Origin of the sequence: Mesorhizobium carmichaelinearum, assembly GCF_900199455.1 — a bacterium.
In the GTDB taxonomy this organism is placed as follows: domain Bacteria; phylum Pseudomonadota; class Alphaproteobacteria; order Rhizobiales; family Rhizobiaceae; genus Mesorhizobium; species Mesorhizobium carmichaelinearum.
In genome coordinates this window covers 18,384-38,931 of record NZ_FZQR01000012.1, presented here as the reverse complement: position 1 = coordinate 38,931, position 20,548 = coordinate 18,384, and the positions used below count along the sequence as shown (strand labels likewise).

Annotated in this window: 19 protein-coding genes; 10 read left to right on the top strand and 9 right to left on the bottom strand. The window is 64.8% G+C overall.

From position 1 onward, the window contains the following. The first annotated feature begins 40 nt into the window (after positions 1-40). The 8 genes from CKW40_RS25445 (at position 41) to CKW40_RS25410 (ending at position 8,244) form a co-directional block, all read left to right on the top strand. A complete protein-coding gene (locus CKW40_RS25445) occupies positions 41-835 on the top strand; it encodes a COG4705 family protein (protein ID WP_095202789.1) in 795 nt (264 codons plus the stop codon). 110 nt (positions 836-945) lie between these two features. Beyond that, positions 946-1,629 (top strand): winged helix-turn-helix domain-containing protein, encoded by a 684-nt coding sequence (locus tag CKW40_RS25440; RefSeq protein ID WP_095202609.1) that lies wholly within the window; start codon positions 946-948, stop codon positions 1,627-1,629. Then, positions 1,626-3,005 (top strand): sensor histidine kinase, encoded by a 1,380-nt coding sequence (locus CKW40_RS25435; protein ID WP_095202608.1) that lies wholly within the window; start codon positions 1,626-1,628, stop codon positions 3,003-3,005. The genes CKW40_RS25440 and CKW40_RS25435 overlap by 4 nt, the downstream gene beginning before the upstream one ends. Positions 3,006-3,136: 131 nt before the next feature. Beyond that, complete coding sequence (locus tag CKW40_RS25430) at positions 3,137-3,742, top strand: hypothetical protein (RefSeq protein WP_095202607.1); 606 nt, start codon at positions 3,137-3,139, stop codon at positions 3,740-3,742. A gap of 1 nt (position 3,743) precedes the next feature. After that, positions 3,744-4,406, top strand: a complete 663-nt coding sequence (locus tag CKW40_RS25425) for an ABC transporter ATP-binding protein (RefSeq protein WP_095202606.1) — start codon at positions 3,744-3,746, stop codon at positions 4,404-4,406. After that, on the top strand, positions 4,399-5,082 hold the full coding sequence (locus CKW40_RS25420) for an ABC transporter ATP-binding protein (RefSeq protein WP_244571284.1): 684 nt from the start codon (positions 4,399-4,401) through the stop codon (positions 5,080-5,082). Before CKW40_RS25425 ends, CKW40_RS25420 begins: the two co-directional genes overlap by 8 nt. Continuing rightward, the gene (locus CKW40_RS25415) at positions 5,079-7,733 is read left to right on the top strand and encodes an FtsX-like permease family protein (protein WP_095202604.1); all 2,655 of its coding nucleotides are present in this window, start codon (positions 5,079-5,081) and stop codon (positions 7,731-7,733) included. The genes CKW40_RS25420 and CKW40_RS25415 overlap by 4 nt, the downstream gene beginning before the upstream one ends. 256 nt (positions 7,734-7,989) lie before the next feature. Next, positions 7,990-8,244 (top strand): DUF1344 domain-containing protein, encoded by a 255-nt coding sequence (locus tag CKW40_RS25410; RefSeq protein ID WP_095202603.1) that lies wholly within the window; start codon positions 7,990-7,992, stop codon positions 8,242-8,244. 134 nt (positions 8,245-8,378) lie between these two features. Here the strand turns inward: CKW40_RS25410 and CKW40_RS25405 are convergent, their stop codons facing one another. Continuing rightward, positions 8,379-8,807: an Lrp/AsnC family transcriptional regulator gene (locus tag CKW40_RS25405; protein ID WP_010912460.1), complete on the bottom strand. Its 429-nt coding sequence runs from the start codon at positions 8,805-8,807 to the stop codon at positions 8,379-8,381. 123 nt (positions 8,808-8,930) lie between these two features. Between CKW40_RS25405 and CKW40_RS25400 the strand changes: the two genes are divergently transcribed. After that, on the top strand, positions 8,931-10,034 hold the full coding sequence (locus CKW40_RS25400) for a saccharopine dehydrogenase family protein (RefSeq protein WP_095202602.1): 1,104 nt from the start codon (positions 8,931-8,933) through the stop codon (positions 10,032-10,034). A 164-nt stretch (positions 10,035-10,198) separates the two neighbouring features. On the opposite strand, the gene lpdA is transcribed toward CKW40_RS25400, so the two are convergent. From lpdA to CKW40_RS25375, 4 genes are all read right to left on the bottom strand, one after another. Further along, positions 10,199-11,593, bottom strand: a complete 1,395-nt coding sequence (gene lpdA / locus CKW40_RS25395; protein WP_095202601.1) for a dihydrolipoyl dehydrogenase — start codon at positions 11,591-11,593, stop codon at positions 10,199-10,201. Between the two features lie 236 nt (positions 11,594-11,829). Then, a complete protein-coding gene (locus tag CKW40_RS25385) occupies positions 11,830-13,158 on the bottom strand; it encodes a dihydrolipoamide acetyltransferase family protein (RefSeq protein WP_095202600.1) in 1,329 nt (442 codons plus the stop codon). Position 13,159: 1 nt separating this feature from the next. After that, positions 13,160-14,173 (bottom strand): alpha-ketoacid dehydrogenase subunit beta, encoded by a 1,014-nt coding sequence (locus CKW40_RS25380; RefSeq protein ID WP_095202599.1) that lies wholly within the window; start codon positions 14,171-14,173, stop codon positions 13,160-13,162. Between the two features lie 3 nt (positions 14,174-14,176). Further along, entirely contained in the window at positions 14,177-15,409 is a 1,233-nt protein-coding gene (locus tag CKW40_RS25375) for a 3-methyl-2-oxobutanoate dehydrogenase (2-methylpropanoyl-transferring) subunit alpha (protein WP_095202788.1), read from the bottom strand. 321 nt (positions 15,410-15,730) lie between these two features. Between CKW40_RS25375 and holA the strand changes: the two genes are divergently transcribed. After that, positions 15,731-16,774 (top strand): DNA polymerase III subunit delta, encoded by a 1,044-nt coding sequence (holA, locus tag CKW40_RS25370; protein WP_095202598.1) that lies wholly within the window; start codon positions 15,731-15,733, stop codon positions 16,772-16,774. A gap of 35 nt (positions 16,775-16,809) precedes the next feature. Here the strand turns inward: holA and CKW40_RS25365 are convergent, their stop codons facing one another. From CKW40_RS25365 to CKW40_RS25350, 4 genes are all read right to left on the bottom strand, one after another. Beyond that, positions 16,810-17,481, bottom strand: a complete 672-nt coding sequence (locus CKW40_RS25365) for a DUF2182 domain-containing protein (protein WP_244571283.1) — start codon at positions 17,479-17,481, stop codon at positions 16,810-16,812. Between the two features lie 144 nt (positions 17,482-17,625). After that, on the bottom strand, positions 17,626-18,252 hold the full coding sequence (locus tag CKW40_RS25360) for a DUF1326 domain-containing protein (protein ID WP_095202596.1): 627 nt from the start codon (positions 18,250-18,252) through the stop codon (positions 17,626-17,628). Positions 18,253-18,747: 495 nt separating this feature from the next. After that, the gene (locus CKW40_RS25355) at positions 18,748-19,635 is read right to left on the bottom strand and encodes a ParB/RepB/Spo0J family partition protein (protein ID WP_095202595.1); all 888 of its coding nucleotides are present in this window, start codon (positions 19,633-19,635) and stop codon (positions 18,748-18,750) included. A gap of 81 nt (positions 19,636-19,716) precedes the next feature. Beyond that, on the bottom strand, positions 19,717-20,517 hold the full coding sequence (locus CKW40_RS25350; RefSeq protein ID WP_095202594.1) for a ParA family protein: 801 nt from the start codon (positions 20,515-20,517) through the stop codon (positions 19,717-19,719). Positions 20,518-20,548 lie beyond the last annotated feature (31 nt).

The following is a 20,548-nucleotide window of genomic DNA, read 5'->3' as shown; positions in this document are numbered from 1 at the left end:
CTTTCATCCCACCGCAACCATCAACCTCAGGACTTCAGCCATGCTCCCGACCAACAAGCAGTCTGCCGGACCGAGCCAGAACAGGGTTCCGGACGTCACCTTCGACTTCTGGCTGATCAAGCTGATGGCGGTCACCATGGGCGAGACGGCGGCCGACTATCTCGCCGTCAACCTCGGGCTCGGCCTGACCGTCACCTCGCTGATCATGACCGGCGTGCTGATCGTCGCCCTTGTCCTGCAGTTCGCGCAGAAGCGCTACGTGCCCTGGGCCTACTGGCTGGCGGTGGTGCTGATCAGCGTCGTCGGCACGCTGATCACCGACAACCTCGTCGACACTTTCGGCGTGCGCCTGCAGACCACGACGATTGCCTTCTCGGTAGCGCTCGCGGCGACATTCGCGGTCTGGTACGCCAGCGAGCGGACTCTTTCGATCCACACCATCTTCACGACCAGGCGCGAGATTTTCTACTGGCTGGCGATCCTCTTCACCTTCTCGCTCGGTACCGCCGCCGGCGATCTCGTCGCCGAGAGCTTCGACATGGGCTATCTGACGTCGGGCCTCATGTTCGGCGGTGTCATCGCGCTCATCGCGCTCGCCTATTATCTCGTCAACCTGGACGCCATCCTGGCCTTCTGGCTGGCCTATATCCTGACGCGCCCGCTTGGCGCCTCCTTCGGTGATCTCCTGTCGCAGCCAGTCGAATATGGCGGCCTCGGTTTCGGCACCACCTCCACCAGCATGATCTTCCTCGGCTGCATCGTCGCCCTGGTTCTCTACATGACGCTAAAGAAAACCGCCGGCGATGCGGATGAGATCCTGCTGGAGTCGGACTAGGCTTCGGAAGGAAGGGAAAGCGCTACCCGGCCAAGGCCATCCTGCATCCTAGGAACGGGCCCATGCCGGTGATAGCCTGTGGCCGATATCGGCAATGAACCGGAACAGCGATGCGACTTCTTCTCGTCGAGGACGACCACAGGACGGCGGACTATATCGTCAGGGGACTGACCGAGGCCGGTCATGTCTGCGACCTCCTGCGCAACGGCCATGACGCGCTTTTCGCCGCTACCCGGGACAATTACGACGTGATCATCGCCGACCGGATGCTGCCGGGTCTCGACGGCCTGTCGATGGTCAAGGCGATCCGCGCGGCCGGCGTGCGCACGCCGGCGATCTTCCTCACCTCCGTCGGCGGCGTCGACGACCGCGTCGAGGGCCTGGAGGCCGGCGGCGACGACTATCTGGTCAAGCCCTTCGCCTTTTCCGAGCTGCTTGCCCGCATCCATGCGCTCGGCCGCCGGCCGGCGGCGCAGGAGCAGAAGACGGTGCTGCGGGTCGGCGACCTCGAAATGGACCTCATCATGCGGCGCGTCACCCGCCAGGGCCAGCCGATCGACCTGCAGCCGCGCGAATTCAGCCTGCTCGAGGTGCTGATGCGCGGCGAGGGCCGCGTCATCACCCGCACCATGCTTCTGGAGCGCGTCTGGGACTTTCATTTCGATCCCAAGACCAGCGTTGTCGAGACCCATATCAGCCGGTTGCGGGCCAAGATCGACAAGCCGTTCGAGACCCAGCTCATCCACACCATCCGCAACACCGGCTACAGCCTGCACGCACCGCTCGCACCATGACCGGAACATGGTCTCGCCTGCTGCGCAGCACGCCGTTCCGGCTCGCGCTGACATTCGGATTCCTGTTCATGCTGGCCTTCGTGCTGTCGGGCGCCATCGTCTACCAGATGATGAGCGCCGATCTTGCCGAGCGGCTCGACGAGACCATCAAGGAAACCTATTCGGTCGTCGCCGCCACCTATTCCGGGAACGATCTGGAGGACCTTGTCGCCACGATCGAAAGCCATGCAAAGCTCAGCCCGAAGAAGGAACAGCTGTTTTCGCTGACCGACCCGGCCGGAAACCACCTGGCCGGCAACTTCACCGCCGCCGGGCTTCCGGACGGGTTCTCGGCGTTCGACGCCGTATTGCCGGGCGTGCCGCCGGACACGGAGTATCGCGCCTTTTCCGGTTCGATCGGCGGCAATAATCTGACGGTCGCCTTCAGCCTTTCCGAGACGGAGGAGCTGGAAACGGTGGCGATGATGAGCTTCGGCTGGGCAACCCTGATCATCACCGGCCTGGCGGTCACCGGCGGCGCGCTGCTGGCCTCGCGCGTCCAGCGCCGTCTCGACGGCATTGCCGCCACCATGGTCGATGTCTCGCATGGCCGGCTGGACACCCGCATTCCGCTGACCGGCAATGGCGACGACATCGATGTCGTCTCCGGCCAGGTCAATGCCGCCCTCGACCGCCTGTCGGCGCTGGTCGACGGAATGAAACAGGTCAGCGCCAACATCGCGCACGATCTGAAGACGCCGCTCAACCGCCTGCAGATGATCCTGGAAGGCGCCGCCGACAAGGCCACGCGGGATCAGGACGTCTCCGACGATCTGGCCGATGCGCGCGCCGAGGGCCATCAGATCAACGAGACCTTCGACGCGCTGCTGCGGATCGCCCAGATCGAGGCCGGGGCGCGCAGGGCGCGCTTCACCGATCTCGATCTCGGCGAGGTGCTGGAAACCATCGCCGAGATCTACACCGACGTTGCCGAGGATGACGGAAAGTCGTTGGCATCGACGCAATTGCGTGAAACAGCAGACCCGATTCATGGCGATCGGGAACTGTTGACGCAGATGTTCGCCAATCTGGTCGAGAATGCGCTGCGCCATTGCCCCCCCGGCACGGCGATCAGACTTTCGGTGGCGCGCCAGGGCGAGCATGTCCTTGCCACGGTCGCCGACAACGGCCCCGGCATTGCCGCCGACGAGCGCGAAAAAGTGTTTCAGCGGCTCTACCGGCTGGACCATAGCCGCTCGACGCCGGGCAACGGCCTTGGCCTCAGCCTGGTGCGGGCCATTGCCGATTTGCACGGCGCATCCATCGCCCTTGACGATTGTCAGCCCGGCCTCGCCGTGGTGGTGAGCTTTCCGCTGGTAAGATCGGCGGCGTCATAGGGTCGTGAGCTGGTGCCGGAAACTTACCAAAGCGCCAATAGCTTACCAAAGCGTATGAGGCCGGCGACCCGCCCGTAAGCTTGCAGCGGCATAATGAATGGACCTGACCGTCCATCGAAAGGCCGCGGAAAATGAAAAGCTTCTTTCAGAAAACCGCCGGCGTGTTGCCCGCTCTCGCCGTCGCGGCGTGCCTGGGCACGACAGCCGTCATGGTTTCGGTGCTTGGCAGCCTGCCGGCTTTGGCCGCCGAGAAGCCCGTCCAGCCGGAGAAGAACCCGCCGGGCGACATTCCCGATTCGCAGGTCTTTATCGACTATACCTCACCGCAAGGGTTCGCGCTGAAGGTGCCGGAAGGCTGGGCACGGTCGGACCGTGCCGACGGTGCCAGCTTCGTCGACAAGCTGGATGGCGTCGTGGTCTCGGTTTCCAAGGCGGATGCCGCGCCCACCGTCGACAGCGCCAAGGCGGATTATGTCGCCAAGCTCGAGGCCGCCGGTCGCGCCGTGCGGGTAAGCGCTGTCAAGCAGGTCAAGCTGCCGGCCGGCACCGCGATCCGCATCGTCTACACCTCGAACTCCGAGCCGAACGCTGTAACCAACCGGCAGGTTCGCCTCGAAAACGAACGCTACCTCTATTTCAAGGACGGCAAGCTCGTCGCGCTCGAACTTTATGCACCCAAGGGCGCCGACAATGTCGATCAATGGCAACTGATGTCCAACTCGTTCCGGTGGAAGTGAGATGCACGCGTTGGACGCGCATGAGATCTATCGCTTTTTCCATATCGGCGACGACGAGACGGCCGCCTTGCGGGGCGTCAGTTTCCATGTTGCCGCCGGCGAGATCGTCGCCCTGGTCGGGCCGTCCGGCAGCGGCAAATCCACCTTGCTGGCCTGCGTGACCGGCCTCGATGAACCGGATGGCGGCTATGTCGAGGTGGGCGGCGTCCGGCTGACCCGGCGACCGGAGGCGCATCGCGCGCGCGTTCGCGCCGCCAGCTTCGGCATTCTGCTGCAGTCGGGAAACCTGTTTGGCCACTTGAGCGTTGAGCAGAACCTTCGATTGCAAATGCTGCTGGCGAACAAGCCGGACGACCGGCGAATGGCCAGCCTGCTGGAAAGTGTCGGGCTTTCGCATCGCGCCCGCGCTTTTCCGACCGAGCTGTCCGGTGGCGAGACCGCGCGCGCAGGCCTTGCCGTGGCGCTGGCCGCCGACCCGCCGATCCTGATTGCCGACGAGCCGACCGCGGAGGTCGATAGCGAGACCGAATCCCGGCTGATCGCTCATTTCGAGGAGAGGCGCGACGCCGGACTGGCAACGCTGCTGGCCACCCACAGCAAGGTGCTGGCGCAGAGGGCCGATCGCATCATCAGGCTGAAGGATGGGAGGATCGCCCGTGGCTGAAACGCTCGTCGTCGCAAAAGGCCTCGGACGGGACTTCCGGGATGGCAGCGCCGGTCGGATCGACGTGCTGCGCAATGTCGACTGCGAGATCGCGTCGGGCGCGCGCATCGCTCTCATCGGACCTTCGGGCAGCGGCAAGACGACGCTGCTGCATATTCTCGGTGGCCTCGACCGGCCGACGGCCGGTAGCGTCGAATGGCCCGGACTCGGCTCATTCGAAACTCTGAGGCCGCGCCAGATCGGCTTCGTATTCCAGTCGCCCAGCCTGTTTCCTGCCCTCACCGCTGTCCAGAATGTCGGCCTGCCCATGCTGCTGGCCGGCGAGAATGTCGGCGCCAATGATATCGCGGCATCGCTTCTGCAATCGTTCGGTCTTGGCGAACTCGTCGACAAGCTGCCGGAGGAACTGTCCGGCGGCCAGGCCCAGCGTATTGCCATGGCGCGCGCTTTGGCCATGGGTCCGAAGCTTGTGCTTGCCGATGAGCCGACCGGGCAGCTGGACAGCCGAACGGCGCTGCGTTTCTTCGACGCCGTGTTCGACCACCTGGAAGGCACCGACATCGCCCTGGTCGTCGCCACACATGACGAAGCCGTGGCCAACCGCATGGCGGCGCGCTGGACGATGGATCACGGCCGGCTCACCACCGGGCATCGGCCAGGGGCAGCTGCCGCATGATGGTCCTGCTGTGGATTCGTGGTGTGCTGGCCCGCCGTTTCCTGCGCGTCGCCGGTGCCGCCGCCGGCATCGCGCTGACGGTCGCTCTGCTCGCGGCGATGGCGCTCTTCCTCGCCAATGCCGGGGCATCGATGACCGCCCGCGCCGTGTCGGCGGTTCCAATCGACTGGCAGGTGCAAGTGATTTCCGGTGCCGATCCGGACCTCGTCGGCAAGGCACTGAGCGAAGCTGCTCCGGTCAAGGCCGTGCATGAGGTGCGCTATGCAGATGTCGCCGGTTTCGAGGCCCGAACCGCCGGCACGACCCAGACCACGGGGCCAGGCCAGGCGGTTGCTTTCGACAGCCGATATTCCAGCGATTTTCCGGCGGAGGTCCGCCCGCTTTCCGGCACCCTCGACGGCGCGCTGATTGCCCAGCAGACAGCCGCCAACCTCCATGTCGGTCCCGGCGACACGGTCTCGATCCAGCGGATCGGCCTGCCGCCGGCCGAGGTCAGGATTGCCGGCGTGGTCGACCTCCCGGACGCCGACGCTTTGTTCCAGGCTGTCGGCCTGCCACCCCAGGCCGCGCCGCAGGCTCCACCCGACAACGTCCTCATCCTGCCGCAGGAAGCCTGGCGGCAAGTGTTCGATCCACAGCAGAAGGCGCGCCCCGACACCACCCGGCTGCAATTGCATGTGCGGCTTGCCCGCGAAGCGCTGCCGCCGGATCCCGTCACGGCCTATACTTTCGTCACCACCGCCCAGCACAATCTCGAGGCGCGGGTCGCCGGTCAGGCCCTGGTCGCCGACAATCTCGGCTCGCGCCTCGGGGCGGTCCGCGAGGATGCGCTCTACGCCTCGGTGCTGTTCCTGTTTCTCGGGCTGCCCGGCGTCGCCCTGGCGGTTGCGCTCACCTTTGCCGTCACCGCGTCCGGCGCGGCACGCCGGCGCACGGAGCAGGCGCTGCTTCGCGTCCGCGGCGCGACGATCAAGGACATCCTGTTGCTGTCCGCCGCGGAAGCCGCCGTCGCCGCCATCGCGGGCACCGCGATTGGCATAGCCGCCGCATCGCTGGCCGCCATCATCGTTCCAGGTCTCGAGGCAGTGCTTGGCGTCAACGTGCCGACGCTGCTGCTTGTCGCCTCCTTCGGGCTGCTGGTCGGGTTCATCGCCTTTCTCTATCCGGCCTGGCGGGACGCGCGCTGGGCGACCGTGACGGCGGTGCGGCGCACCGTGAGCCGGCCGAGAGCGCCGCTCTGGCAGCGCTTGTGGCTGGACATCCTGCTGCTCGCGACGGCGGGATTGTTCTTCTGGCAATCGGCGAGCACCGGATACCAGATCGTGCTGGCGCCCGAAGGCGTGGCGGCGATATCGGTGGACTACAAGGCATTCATCGCGCCGGCTCTGTTCTGGCTCGGCATGGCATTGCTGACGATCAGGCTGTCGGCCGCGGTCATCGCCGGCAATGGCGCGCTCCTGCGCATGATCATTGCCCCGGCATCGGGACCACTGGCGCCCGTTGTATCGGCCGCTCTCTCGCGGCAAGCGGGGCGGCTGACGATCGGCATTGCGATGACCGCGCTGGCCATCTCCTTCGCCACGTCGACCGCCATCTTCAACACCACCTACAATGCCCAGGCGCGCATCGACGCCGAGCTGACGAACGGCTCCGATGTCACCGTCTTCGGCACGACGGACAGACCGGCCGGAGCCCACCTTGTGGCTCTGGCCTCGCTGCCTGAAACGGCGGCGGCCGAGCCCATGCAACATCGTTTCGCCTATGTCGGGGCGGACCTGCAGGACCTCTACGGCATCGATCCCGCCCGCATCGGGCGCGCCACTGGTCTTTCCGATGCCTATTTCAGTGGCGCCAGCGCGGCCGGCACGCTCGCCCTGCTCGCCGCGACGCCGGACGGTGTCCTGGTATCGGAAGAGACCGTACAGGATTTCCAGCTCCAGCAAGGCGATACGATCAATTTGCGGCTCATCGATGCCAGGGATCACCAGTATCATCCCGTGGCCTTCAAGTTCATCGGCGTCGCCCGCGAATTTCCGGCCGCGCCAAAGGATTCCTTCCTTGTCGCCAATTCGGCCTACGTGGCCCGCATGACCGGCTCCGATGCATCCGAATACGTGCTCATGCGATCCAAAGCGGATCCTGCCGCGCTGGCGCGGCAGGCTGCGTCAGCACTCACTTCCGATCCGTCGCTGAAGGTGACCGATATCGGCCAGGCGGCACATCTCATCGGCTCGAGCCTGACCGCGGTCGATCTCGGCGGATTGACGACAATCGAACTGGGCTTCGCGGTCGTCATGGCCGCGGCCGCCGCCGGGCTGATGCTGGCGCTGGGGTTCCTCGAGCGTCGCCGGCCTTTCGCCATTCTCGCCGCTATCGGCGCCAAACCGCGCCAGCTCGCGGCCTTCCTGTGGAGCGAAGGTCTGCTGATCCTCGTCGGCGGCATGACGTTCGGCCTGCTTTCGGGCCTGCTGACGGCATGGATGCTGGTCAAGCTGCTGACCGGCGTCTTCGATCCACCACCCGAAGCACTGTCGATCCCCTGGCTTTACCTGGCGGTCATGCTCGGCCTCGTCGCCGCTTCGGTGGCTGCCGCCGTTTGGTCCGCCAGGCCATCGGCGGGACAGGCAGCGGAACAGTTGCGCGACCTGTGAGCTGGGCGTCGATTACCTATTTGTAAACTTGCGGCCAGCCCATCGACAACTCCACGGCCTAGGCTCGTTTCGTCTCTCGCGAGAGCAATTCCAAGAAAAGCGCGGTGCGGTTTTCCCGGGAAAGGCGCGGAGCGCTTTCCCTTGGGAATTGCGTCAAGACCAAGAGACAGATCCGGCGACCAAACGGCCCGGATACCGGAGCTGCTCCAGGCCAATGGCCAGCGGCTCCACAACCAAGTGAAACGGGAAAAAGACCATGAACAAGTCAGCTATCGCAGCCGCAATGGTGCTCGCCGTCGTATCCTCGACCGGGGCTTTCGCCAAGGCGGCCACCGGCACCATTGCCAGCATCGACAAGAAAGGCGACTCGATCACGCTGTCCGACGGCAAGACCTTCACCTTGCCGGAAGGCATCGAGGCCGAGACGCTGAAGGTCGGCGAGAAGGTGATGGTGACCTATTCGACCAAGGCCGGCAAGCTGGCGGCATCGAGCATCCAGCCGGCTAAATAAACGCCACGTGGAGCAATTCCACCGGCAGCGATCTAGACCGCTGTCGGTGGTGTCTCAAAGTACTCCGGTGATCAGACGATCGAACCGGGTGTTGGCGCCCTGCCGGGTTTTGCAAATCGGTAAGGGCTTGTCGCTCAGCGGTCGATCCGCGTCGACAGGATGATCGACGACGAGGTCCGCTCGACCCCGTCCATGGCGCCGATCTGGTCGAGCAGCGCGTCGAGGTCGCGGATCGACGGCGCGTCGACGATGACGATCATGTCGAAATTGCCGCTGACGGAGTGCAGCGTCCGCACCGGCGGCAGCGCCTGCAGCGCCCGCACCACCTTGTCGGCCAGCTTGGGCGTGACGGTCAAAAGCACATGCGCCTTGACCAGCCCCTGCTCATAGTCCGCGGAGAGCTTGACGCCGTAGCCCGATATAATGCCGCGCTGTTCCAGCCGCTCGATCCGGCTCTGCACCGTCGTGCGCGACACGCCGAGCCGCCGCGCCAGTTCGGCCGTCGAGGCGCGCGCGTTGGAACGCAGCAGGGAAAGCAGCGCCTGTTCGGCTTCACTGAGCATTTCGACGAACTCCTTCGGCAGATCGACTAGAAATAGGGTTCACTCTGCCAGATTTCACGCTTCCTTTCGACAGGCAAGCTGCGATGATTCCCGTCAATTCGAATTTGGCAGGGGTATTTGACCATGAACAACATCGTTATCGTCGGCGCCGGCAAGATCGGCTCGACCATCGCCGGGATGCTCGCCGCAACGGGCGACTACCGCGTCACCCTCGTTGACCGCTCGGCGGCGCAGCTCGCCGCGGCCGAAGTGCCCGCCGGCGTCGAGACGCTTGAACTCGACATTGCCGCTCCCGGCACGCTTGAGGCAGCCTTGGCCGGCAAGTTCGCGGTGCTCAGCGCCGCCCCCTTCCACCTCACCACGCGCATCGCTGAAGCGGCGGCCAGCGCCGGCGTCCACTATCTCGACCTGACCGAGGATGTCGTCTCGACCCGCCGCGTTAAGGAGCTGGCGCGTTCGGGCAAGAGCGCTTTCATCCCGCAATGCGGGCTGGCGCCGGGCTTCATCTCGATCGTCGCCAATGATCTCGCCAGCCGCTTCGATACGCTGGAAAGCGTGCGCATGCGCGTCGGCGCGCTGCCGCAATACCCGTCCAATGCGCTGAACTACAATCTGACCTGGAGCACCGACGGCGTCATCAACGAATATTGCGAACCGTGCGAGGCGATCGTCGAGGGCGAGCTGATCGAAGTGCCGCCGCTGGAGGAGCGCGAGGAATTCTCGCTCGACGGCGTCACCTATGAGGCGTTCAACACGTCGGGTGGGCTGGGCACTTTGGCCGAGACGCTGAAGGGCAAGGTGCGCACGCTGAACTACCGCACCATCCGCTATCCTGGCCACGCCGCCATCATGAAGGCGCTGCTCAACGATCTTGGCCTGCGCCATCGTCGCGATGTGCTGAAGGACATCTTTGAAAGCGCCCTGCCGGCGACGCTGCAGGACGTGGTCATCGTCTTCGTCACCGTCTCCGGCCGCCGCAACGGCCGCCTGCTGCAGGAAACCTACGCCAACAAGATCTACTCGCAGCGCGTCGGCAACCAGGTCCGCAGCGCCATCCAGATCACCACCGCTTCCGGCATCTGCGCCGTGCTCGACATGCTGGCCGACGGCAGCCTGCCGGCGACCGGTTTCGTCAAGCAGGAAGACATCGCGCTGGACGCGTTTCTGGCCAACCGCTTTGGGCGGGCCTATGCGCAGCACGAGATGGTAAGCCGGCTGGCGAGCTGAGCTTTTAATCTCCCCCCTTGAGGGGGAGATGTCGCCGAAGGCGACAGAGGGGGTCGCCGCGCGTAGAGCGCCAGCTTCCTTCCGTCGCAAGAAGGTCGCGTCCAGTCGAACCGACCCCCTCTGGCCTGCCGGCCATCTCCCCCTCAAGGGGGGAGATTACACCCTCAAATATGCAGCGCGTGGCCGAGCGCCTTCAGCGCCGCTTCCTGGAACCCTTCGCCTTGCGTCGGGTGCGCATGGATGGTGCCGGCGATATCCTCCAGCCGCGCCCCCATCTCCAGCGCCAGCCCGAACGCCGCCGCCAGTTCCGACACGCCCTGCCCGACCGCCTGGATGCCGAGCACCAGATGGTTGTCCGCGCGCGCAACGACGCGGACAAAACCATCCTCGCCGAGCTTCGTCATCGCCCGCCCATTGGCGGCAAACGGGAAGAGCCCGATCTTGATCTCGCCCTGAGCCTTGGCCTCTTCCGGCGACAGCCCCGCCGTCACCAGTTCCGGATCGGTGAAGCAGACGGCGGGGATTGAACGCTTGTCCCAACTGCGCTTGTGGCCGGCGACGATCTCGGCGACCATTTCGCCTTGTGCCATGGCGCGATGCGCCAGCATCGGCTCGCCGGTGACGTCGCCGATAGCAAAAATGCCGCGCATCGAGGTGCGGCACTGGTCGTCGATGCGGATGAATTTGCCGGCCATATCGAGGTCGATCTGGTCGAGGCCCCAGCCTTCCGTCACCGGCTTGCGTCCGACCGTCACTAGGATCTTGTCGGCGGAAACCTTGGTGTTCTTGCCGTCCGCTGTCTCGACCAGCAAGGCGTCGCCCTTGGTCGACAATCCCTTTGCCTTGGCTCCTGTCATGACTTCGATACCGAGCGCGGCGAGCCGCTTGACGACAGGCCGGGTCAATTCCGCATCATACTGCGCCAGCACACGCGGCAAGGCCTCGACCACAGTCACCTCAGCGCCCATTTTGGCAAAGGCCATGCCGAGCTCCAGCCCGATATAACCACCTCCGACCACCGCAAGTTTCTTGGGGACCGCACTCAAAGCCAGCGCGTCCGTTGACGATATCACAGGCCCTCCAAAGGGCAGGAACGACAATTCGACCGGCGCCGAGCCGGTAGCGATGACGATCGTCTCGGCCCGGATCACCTGGCTTCCCGTCTCGGTTTCGACCTCGACGGTCTTGCCGTCACGGAACGTCGCCCAGCCATGCACGGTCTTCACGCCGGCCTTCTTCAGCAGCCCGGCGACGCCGCTGTTGAGCCGGCCGACAATCCCGTCCTTCCAGGCGACGGTTTTGGTAAGATCGAGCACCGGTGCCGAGACCGAAATGCCGAGCGGGCTCTTGCCGCCGACCATATGCGCGACCTTCTCGAACTCCTCCGCCGCATGGATCAGCGCCTTGGATGGAATGCAGCCGACATTGAGGCAGGTGCCGCCGGGCTTACCGGCTTCGACGATCACCGTATCGACGCCGAGCTGGCCGGCGCGGATGGCGCAGACGTAACCGCCCGGACCGGCGCCGATGACGAGCAGCTTGCAGGAGATTTCTTTCATGTTGCGACCCTTCGATCCGAGGGAATGTTCCGCCGCGATCCTTCACGCCCCCCTCTGTCCTGCCGGACATCTCCCCCACGAGGGGGGAGATTGGCAGCTTCGTCGCTTCGCTCATTCCTGCAACGATGGAGATTGGCGAAGCCCGGCGTGACATCCAATCTCCCCCCTTGTGGGGGAGATGCCTGGCAAGGCAGAGGGGGGCGCTGTCCCGCCGTCATCTCGGTCATTCCGCCCCCTCAATCCACAAAAATCAGCGCCGGCGTTTCCAGCAGCGCCTTGATCCGCTGGATGAACACCGCCGCGTCCCAGCCATCGATCACCCGATGATCGAAGCTCGACGACAGGTTCATCATCTTGCGCGGGATGAACTGCGTGCCGTCCCACACCGGCCGCACCATCATCTTGTTGACGCCGATGATCGCCACTTCCGGATGGTTGATGACCGGCGTCGTCGCGATGCCGCCCATGGCGCCGAGCGAGGTGATGGTGATGGTCGAGCCGGACAGCTCGTCGCGTGTCGCCGTGCCGGACTTGGCCGCCTCGGCCAGCCTGTTGACCTCGGCGCCGCAATCCCAGATGTCGCGCGCCTCGGCATGCTTGACGACAGGCACCACCAGGCCGGACGGTGTCTGCGCGGCGATGCCGATATGGATGCCGCCATGCTGGTGGATGATGCCAGCCTCGTCGTCGAACAGCGAATTGAGCTGAGGGTGGTCCGCGATCGCCTTGACCATCGCCCGCATCAGGAACGGCAGCAGCGTCAGCTTGGGCCTCTCTGCACCCCCTTTGGCAGCGCGCTTCTCCTTGTTGAGCGCGGCGCGCAAGTCCTCAAGTGCTGTGACGTCGATCTCCTCGACATAGGTGATGTGCGGGATGCGCGACTTGGACAGCGTCATCTTCTCGGCGATCTTGCGCCGCAAGCCCACCACCTTGATGTCCTCGACCGCATCGTTGCGGGCAAGACCCGAAGCCTTGGCCACCTGCGGCCCGCGCGCCAGGAACGCCTCGATGTCCTCATGGCCGATGCGCCCGGCCGGGCCGCTTCCCGCGACTTGCCTCAGATCAATGCCGGCCTCCTTCGCCCGCAGCCGCACGGCCGGCGACGCCAGCGGTTTTTCACCTTCCGGACGCGGCGCGCCGGAGACGGATGTCTGTCCGGTGCTTTTCGAAACGGCAGGCGCAGGTTTCGCCTCCGGAGCGGCGGCCTTTGGCTTGGTCTTCGCGGCCGGCGCGGCGCTCTCGGGCTTTGGCGTCGGAAGCTTCACCGGAGGCTCTGATGCCACCGCTTCCACCGCGCCACCCTGCGGTTTGACATTGCCCTCACCCGCCACCTTCAGCCGCACGATCGGCGAGCCGATGGCCACCGTGTCGCCGATCTCGGCGCCCAGCCACAGGATCTCGCCATCGACAGGCGAAGGGATCTCGACCGTCGCCTTGTCGGTCATCACGGCGGCAAGCACGGTGTCCTCCCGCACGATGTCGCCGACCTTGACGTGCCATTCGACAAGTTCGGCCTCGGCGACGCCTTCGCCGACATCGGGCAGCTTGATGATGTGCTCGCCCATGTCAGGCCTCCATGGTTTCGATGAGCGCACGGCCGACGCGGGCGGGACCGGGGAAATAGTCCCATTCCTGCGCATGCGGATAGGGCGTGTCCCAGCCGGCGACCCGCGCCACCGGCGCTTCCAGATGATAAAAACAGTTTTCCTGCACCAGCGCCGACAGCTCGGCGCCGAAGCCGGAGGTCAGCGTCGCCTCATGCACGACGACGCAGCGCCCGGTCTTCTTGACCGACGCGACGATGGTGTCGAGGTCGAGCGGCAGAAGCGTCCTCAGATCGATGATCTCGGCATCGATGCCCGTCTCCTCGGCCGCCGCCTGCGCGACATAGACCATGGTGCCGTAGGCGAGCACGGTGACCGCGGAGCCGGCCCGGCGGATCGCCGCCTTGCCGAGCGGCACGGTATAGTGGCCGTCGGCGACCTCGCCGAGCTCATGCTTCGACCAGGGCGTCACCGGCCGGTCGTGATGGCCGTCGAAGGGCCCGTTGTAGAGCCGTTTCGGCTCGAGAAAAATCACCGGATCGGGATCCTCGATCGCCGCGATCAAAAGTCCTTTGGCATCATGCGGGTTGGACGGCACCACCGTCTTCAAGCCGGAGACGTGGGTGAACAAAGCTTCCGGGGATTGGCTGTGCGTCTGGCCGCCAAAAATGCCGCCGCCGGTCGGCATGCGCACCACGATCGGGCAGGTGAAGTCGCCATTCGAGCGGTAGCGCAGCCGTGCCGCTTCCTGGGTCAGCTGGTCGTAGGCCGGATACATGTAGTCGGCAAATTGAATTTCCACGCAGGGCTTTAGCCCGTAGGCCGCCATGCCGATGGCCGAGCCGACAATGCCGGATTCGTTGATCGGCGCATCGAAACAGCGGCTCTTGCCGTATTTGGCCTGCAGGCCCTGCGTGCAGCGGAAGACACCGCCGAAGAAGCCGACATCCTCGCCGAAGACGACGACTTTCTCGTCGCGCCCCATCGACACGTCCATGGCGTCGCGGATGGCCTCGATCATGGTCCGTCTTGGCATGGCTCAGACTCCCGCCTGCTGGCGCTGGCGCCTGAGATGCGGCGGCATCTCGGCGTAGAGGCCCTCGAACATGTCGCGCGTCGACGGCTTGCCGCCGGCATGCAGCGTGCCGTGGCTCTCCGCCTCCTTCTGTGCCGCGATCACCGTATCGAGGATTTCCGCCTCGGCTTGCGCATGCCGCTCGTCCGACCAGACGCCGAGCCCGATCAGATGGTTCTTCAGCCGCACGATCGGATCGCCAAGCGGCCAGGCGTCGGATTCGGTTTTCGGCCGGTAGGCCGACGGATCGTCCGAGCTCGAATGGGCGCCGGCGCGGTAGGTGACATATTCGACCAGCGTCGGCCCGAGATTCTTCCGTGCCCGCTCGGCCGCCCATTTGGCGACCGCATGGACGGCGAGATAGTCATTGCCGTCGACGCGCAACGACGGGATGCCGAAGCCGAGGCCCCGCGCGGCGAACGTGCCGGAGCCGCCACGCGCAATGCCTTGAAAGGTCGAGATCGCCCACTGATTGTTGACGACATTGAGCACCACCGGCGCCTTGTAGGTGGAGGCGAACACCAGCGCCGAATGGAAATCCGATTCCGCCGTCGAGCCGTCGCCGATCCAGGCAGCCGCGATCTTGGAATCGTTCGAGATCGCCGAAGCCATCGCCCAGCCGACCGCCTGGATGTACTGCGTCGCCAGATTGCCGGAGATGGAGAAGAAGCCGTGCTCCTTCGACGAGTACATGATCGGCAGCTGCCGGCCCTTCAGCGGGTCGGCCTCGTTGGAATAGATCTGGTTCATCATCGTGACCATCGGATAGCCGTCGGCGATGAGCAGGCCGGCTTGCCGATAGGTCGGGAAATTCATGTCGCCCGGCGCCAGCGCCTTGCGGAAGGCGCAGCTCACCGCCTCTTCGCCGAGATGCTGCATGTAGAAGGAGGTCTTGCCCTGGCGCTGCGCCATCTGCATGCGGGCGTCGAAGGTCCGCAGAGTCATCATGTGGCGCAGGCCCTCGAGCAGCTCCTCATGGGACAGCAGCCCCGCCCACGGCCCGACCGCTTCGCCATCGCGGTTCAGCACGCGGATGATGGAGAAGGCCATGTCGCGGATGGTGCGCGGATCGACATCGATGTCGGGGCGCGGCACCGAGCCGGCCGACGCAATGGTCACGTTGGAAAAGTCAGGCGTGCCGCCCGGCCGCACTTCCGGCTCCGGAACATGGAAACGCAACATCCCAGCATCGGCCATGACCTTGTCCTCCAATGTTGCCTGGTTGGGGATATTTGCACATCCACGCCGCCAGACCAGTGCGAATTCGTCGGGCAAGGCCGCACGCATCGGACCGGCCGCGACGGCCGATCCAGCCTCCCGCCCACAAGATGTAGATATGCGCGCGAAATTTCTTGTCGATGTTTCACGGCGGCGCGCAATTTGGCGCAAGCTTGGGCAGGGTTCGTCGTCAGATAAGGCGATTCACTGTCGGGCGCTGCGGCTGAAGCTGCCAATCTCCCCTCGTGGGGGAGATCGAACTCTGTTCACGCCGCCGCCTTGCCATGCTAACCACGCCCCATGGCACAGAAGAAAGCTTTCGAGGTCGATTCCTGGCTCGCGCGGCCCGATCCGCGCATCTCGATCGTCCTGCTTTATGGACCCGACCGCGGCCTCGTCTCAGAGCGTGCAAAGGCGTTTGCCGAAAAGACCGGCCTGCCGCTCGACGATCCCTTTTCCGTGGTCCGGCTCGAGGGCTCGGAGGTCGACCGCGACGAGGGCCGCCTGCTCGATGAAGCCCGCACCGTGCCGATGTTTTCCGACCGGCGGTTGCTCTGGGTGCGCAATGCCACTGGCCAGAAGGCGCTGGCCGAGGACGTCAAGGCGCTGACGGCGGAGCCGGCACGGGATGCCATCATCCTGATCGAGGCCGGTGATCTCAAAAAGGGCGTCGGGCTGCGCGCCGTGGTCGAGGGCGCGGACAACGCCATGGCGCTGCCTTGCTACGCCGACGAGGCCCGAGACATCGACACGGTCATCGACGATGAGCTGCGCAAGGCCGGCATGTCGATGACGCTGGAGGCCAGACAAGCGCTGCGCCGCAATCTCGGCGGCGACCGGCTGGCTTCGCGCGGCGAGATCGAAAAACTCATTCTCTACGCCCACGGCCAGAAGGAGATTGGGCTGGAGGAGGTGAGAGCGATGTCCGGCGACGTATCCGGCGCCTCGTTCGACGATGCCGTCGACGCGCTGCTCGAAGGCAAGGTCGGCGATTTCGACACCGCCTTCACCCGCCACTGCCAGTCCGGCGGTCCGCCCTTCCTGGTGCTGTCCTCGGCGATGCGGCAATTGCAGCAGATCCAGATCATGCGCGGCCAGATGGACTCTGCCGGCCGCAACGCCGCATCCGTCGTCGCCGGCGCGCGCCCGCCGGTTTTCTTTTCGCGGCGCAAGCTGGTGGAAAAGGCGCTCGAGCGCTGGAGCAGCGATGCGCTCAGCCGCGCGCTCACCCGGCTGCAAACCGCGGTGCTGCAGACGCGGCGGCGGCCGGACCTTTCCGTCGCGCTGGCACGACAGGCGCTGCTCGGGATAGCAGTGGAAAGCGCGAGGCTGGGGCAAAGGTAGGCGAGCGATCCCCCCTTTTCGGCACCGAGCGCTGGTCAATTCATGATCATGGCGCCTGCCGGCTGGAAGGTTGGCAGCGCCTGTGGAAAGACCAGCACCGCCGCGCCATAAAGCAGCAGAGCGACACCCGATACCTTTGCGATCCTATCGCCCGACGGCAGGGTCTTTTCCGCAAAGATCAGCAAGGTGACCACGGCCATTGCGGCGACATTCATGATCCCGAGCGGAAACAGGGCGAGAAACAGAAGCCAGCAGCAGCCCAGGCAGAAAAGCCCATGCTCCACGCCCATGCGAACCGCCCCCCAGTAACCATCGCGCCATGAGGTCAGGATGAAGCCGATCGGCGTGCGGCATTTGGCCAGGCACAGATCTTTCAGTGGCGAGAGTTGATAGGCGCCGGCAATTATCAGCAGCGCGCCGCCGATACGGGCCGCCGCCGCCGTCGACAACCCCACATGCCCGGCAAGCATCTCCGCACCCGCCGCACCGGCAAAGGCGATAACGCCCATCACGCCCCAAACCAGCATGTACCCGGCCACGAACACCCAGCTCGAGACAAAGGTCTCGCCCCGGCCCTGTTTGCCGGCCTGGACCGGGTGAAACGTCAGGATCATCGGCGCGGCCGTCGGAAACATCATGGCAATCATCATGATCATCCAGACGGCAAGAAACAGCGGCGCCTGCATGCCCATGGTGAGTGAGTCCATGCGCATATCCGCGTCCATGCCCATCCGCTGCCGGACAAGCAGGGTCCACGCCGCCGCGGCGATAGCGATCAGCAACGCGAGAATAATGTATCGCTGCAACGTTTGCGCCATGGACGGATACGTCCCGTGCTATGCGGCCAATTTCTACTGCTGGCCGGACCAATTGATCGGGGCGTAATGTCCGTTGCGGCGGGAATTGTCCCAGCTCATGCCATGGTCGCTGAATGTACTGCCTTGCGACCCCATCGCCAGAGCGAGCCAGTCGGGATTGACAGGATGGCCGGTGGCCGCCCACATCTGCCCGTCCTCGCGCATGGTCGGCAGCGGCTCGACCGCCATCCGCATGACGCCCGCAATCTCCGCCGACCGCTTCTTGCCGTCTATCCGGTAGTCTATCGGCACCTTCTTGGCGCCGAGATTGGTGCCGATCATGGGTGCCAGCACCGCCATGGGGCCGCCCGCGGCGCCGGTGAAAATGGCACCCAGCGCCTCGGTTTGCCTGTCATCGGCCCGTTCGTCGATATAGGCGGCGGCCGTCCAATTGCCGTCCGCCATCGGGCCCGGCGTGTGAGCGACCATCGCGACACTGAGCCCGTCCAATCGAACGTCGCCGTAATTGCCCGTATCGATATGAAAGACCAGACCGACGTCGCAAACGCCTTTCGTCGGCTTCGATGTCAGCTGCGCGTTGGTGGACAGCAGGCAAGGACAGACGACATCGCAGCTGCAATTTTCGAAGTAGCTTCCGGACAATTGCCAACGGACTGCCATTTGCACCTCCCACTTGCGTCAGGCGCGTCGGCATATCGCTGTGGCGAGGCGGTGCCATTTCACGACGATCGTAGGAATGGCAAACAGCCCTCGCCGCGACAGACCGGCACGCCAGGGCATCAATTTAAGCCATATCTAATTGAGGTTACGCCGTTGCCCGGTACTGTCAAGCCGCGAGGCCGGGGCTGGGGCAGCGGTGGTAATTGGCCGATCTCCCCCCTCGTGGGGGAGATGGCTGGCAAGCCAGAGGGGGGCGCTGTCCCGCTGACTTTTCAATCGATAGCGATGCGGTTTTCGCTGGCCACAGGTGACCAAGGCAGCGCTCTACGGCGCCCCCCTCTGCCCTACCGGGCATCTCCCCCACAAGGGGGGAGATTGGCAATTTCGCCGATTTCGCCAAACATCAGCGCCGCAAAAAGAAAGGGCTGACCCAACAGCCAGCCCTCGTTTTTCTGCGTTAAATCAAGCTTCCGCTTGAACCAATTCGCCGGCTAACTACCGATCCTGCTTCAATCTCCGGCACAGCTCATCCAGCTGCTCTAGCGACCGATAGGACACCCGCAGCTCGCCGCCCTTGCCCTTGTGATCGATGGCCACGATCATGCCGATCGTGTCGGTCAGCAGCTTTTCCAGCGCCAGCGTGTCGGTGTCCTTTTCCGGCGCGGCTTGCGCCTGTTTTGGCTTGGCCGGCGTGGGGCCGGCCGGCATCTGCGCCAGCGCTTCGGCCTGGCGCACCGAAAGGCCCTCTTCGACGATGCGCTTGGCAAGGCCGGCCGGATCCTCGGCTGTCACCAGCGTGCGGGCGTGGCCGGCCGACAGCGCGCCGTCGACCAGCATGTCACGGATCACCTCCGGCAGCTTCAGCAGCCTGAGCGTGTTGGCGACATGGCTGCGGCTCTTGCCGATGACATTGCCGAGATCGGCCTGGGTGTAGCCGTGCTCGTCGATCAGCTGCTGGTAGCCCTGCGCCTCCTCGACCGCGTTGAGATCGGCGCGTTGGACGTTCTCGATGATCGCCAGCTCGAGCGCGGTGCGGTCATTGACCTCGCGGATGATGACCGGGATCTCGCTCAGCCCGGCGCGCTGCGCCGCCCGCCAGCGCCGCTCGCCGGCGATGATCTCGTAGCGGCCCGCCTGCGTCGGCGACGGCCGCGCCACCACCGGCTGCACCACGCCATGTTCGCGGATCGACTGGGCGAGGTCGGTCAGTTCGGCGTCGCCAAAATGCCGGCGTGGGTTTTTCGGATTGGGGCTGAGGAACTCGATCGGCACCTTGCCGTCGGCGCTCATGCCGGGCTTTTCCGGTGCCGCCGGGCGATCGATCTCGCCGATCAGTGCTGCCAGGCCACGGCCCAGTCTTTTCCTCGAAAGGTCTTCGCTCATCTCTATTCCAAGTCTATTTTAGATGATTGTCTTCAGATCGTTTCGGTATCGAATCGGCTGTTAATCATGCACCCGATCTAATCAAGCGGCGCGCAATTTGCGCTCGCGGCGAATCACTTCCGAGGCCAGTTGCAGATAGGCCTGGCTGCCCGAACACTTCAAATCATAAAGGATCGCCGGCTTGCCATAGGATGGCGCCTCGGACACACGCACATTGCGCGGAATGATGGTCTCGTAGACCTTGTCGCCCATATGCTGGCGCACATCCTGCACCACCTGGTTGGCCAGGTTGTTGCGGCCGTCATACATGGTCAGCACGATGCCCTGGATGGTGAGGTCGGGATTGATCGAGCGGCGCACCTGCTCGACGGTTTCCAGCAGCTGGCTCAAGCCTTCGAGCGCGAAGAATTCGCATTGCAGCGGCACCAGCACCGAATCGGCCGCCGCCATTGAATTTAAGGTCAAAAGGTTGAGCGACGGCGGGCAGTCGATCAGCACATAGCCGAAGCCGGCTGCACGCGCCGTTGCGGCATTCAAGGCGTTGCGCAGCCGCAGCACGCGGTCGGGCGCCGAGGCGATCTCCATCTCGATACCGAGCAGATCGAGCGTCGACGGTACGATCGACAGGCCGGGCACGGCGGTCGGAATGGCCGCGGCCTCCAGCTCCAGTTCGCCCGTCAGCACATCATAGGACGAGACCGTCCGGTCCTTGCGGTCGATGCCGAGGCCGGTGCTGGCATTGCCTTGCGGGTCGAGATCGACGATCAGCACCTTTTCGCCGATCGCGGCCAGAGCGGTGGCCAGATTGATGGCGGTGGTGGTCTTGCCGACCCCGCCCTTCTGGTTGGCTACGGTGATGATTCGGGGGCCGTTTTTCATCATGGGTTTATGCCAGAAATTCATTTTTGGGTCG

Coding starts and splice junctions, on each gene's coding strand:
- CKW40_RS25415 (WP_095202604.1), top strand. CDS start 5,079: ATGATGGTCCTGCTGTGGATTCGTGGTGTGCTGGCCCGCCGTTTCCTG.
- CKW40_RS25355 (WP_095202595.1), bottom strand. CDS start 19,635: ATGAGCGAAGACCTTTCGAGGAAAAGACTGGGCCGTGGCCTGGCAGCA.
- CKW40_RS25350 (WP_095202594.1), bottom strand. CDS start 20,517: ATGATGAAAAACGGCCCCCGAATCATCACCGTAGCCAACCAGAAGGGC.
- CKW40_RS25445 (WP_095202789.1), top strand. CDS start 41: ATGCTCCCGACCAACAAGCAGTCTGCCGGACCGAGCCAGAACAGGGTT.
- CKW40_RS25360 (WP_095202596.1), bottom strand. CDS start 18,252: ATGGCAGTCCGTTGGCAATTGTCCGGAAGCTACTTCGAAAATTGCAGC.
- CKW40_RS25430 (WP_095202607.1), top strand. CDS start 3,137: ATGAAAAGCTTCTTTCAGAAAACCGCCGGCGTGTTGCCCGCTCTCGCC.
- CKW40_RS25425 (WP_095202606.1), top strand. CDS start 3,744: ATGCACGCGTTGGACGCGCATGAGATCTATCGCTTTTTCCATATCGGC.
- CKW40_RS25440 (WP_095202609.1), top strand. CDS start 946: ATGCGACTTCTTCTCGTCGAGGACGACCACAGGACGGCGGACTATATC.
- CKW40_RS25380 (WP_095202599.1), bottom strand. CDS start 14,173: ATGCCAAGACGGACCATGATCGAGGCCATCCGCGACGCCATGGACGTG.
- holA (WP_095202598.1), top strand. CDS start 15,731: ATGGCACAGAAGAAAGCTTTCGAGGTCGATTCCTGGCTCGCGCGGCCC.
- CKW40_RS25365 (WP_244571283.1), bottom strand. CDS start 17,481: ATGGACTCACTCACCATGGGCATGCAGGCGCCGCTGTTTCTTGCCGTC.
- CKW40_RS25385 (WP_095202600.1), bottom strand. CDS start 13,158: ATGGGCGAGCACATCATCAAGCTGCCCGATGTCGGCGAAGGCGTCGCC.
- CKW40_RS25375 (WP_095202788.1), bottom strand. CDS start 15,409: ATGGCCGATGCTGGGATGTTGCGTTTCCATGTTCCGGAGCCGGAAGTG.
- CKW40_RS25435 (WP_095202608.1), top strand. CDS start 1,626: ATGACCGGAACATGGTCTCGCCTGCTGCGCAGCACGCCGTTCCGGCTC.
- CKW40_RS25405 (WP_010912460.1), bottom strand. CDS start 8,807: ATGCTCAGTGAAGCCGAACAGGCGCTGCTTTCCCTGCTGCGTTCCAAC.
- CKW40_RS25400 (WP_095202602.1), top strand. CDS start 8,931: ATGAACAACATCGTTATCGTCGGCGCCGGCAAGATCGGCTCGACCATC.
- lpdA (WP_095202601.1), bottom strand. CDS start 11,593: ATGAAAGAAATCTCCTGCAAGCTGCTCGTCATCGGCGCCGGTCCGGGC.
- CKW40_RS25410 (WP_095202603.1), top strand. CDS start 7,990: ATGAACAAGTCAGCTATCGCAGCCGCAATGGTGCTCGCCGTCGTATCC.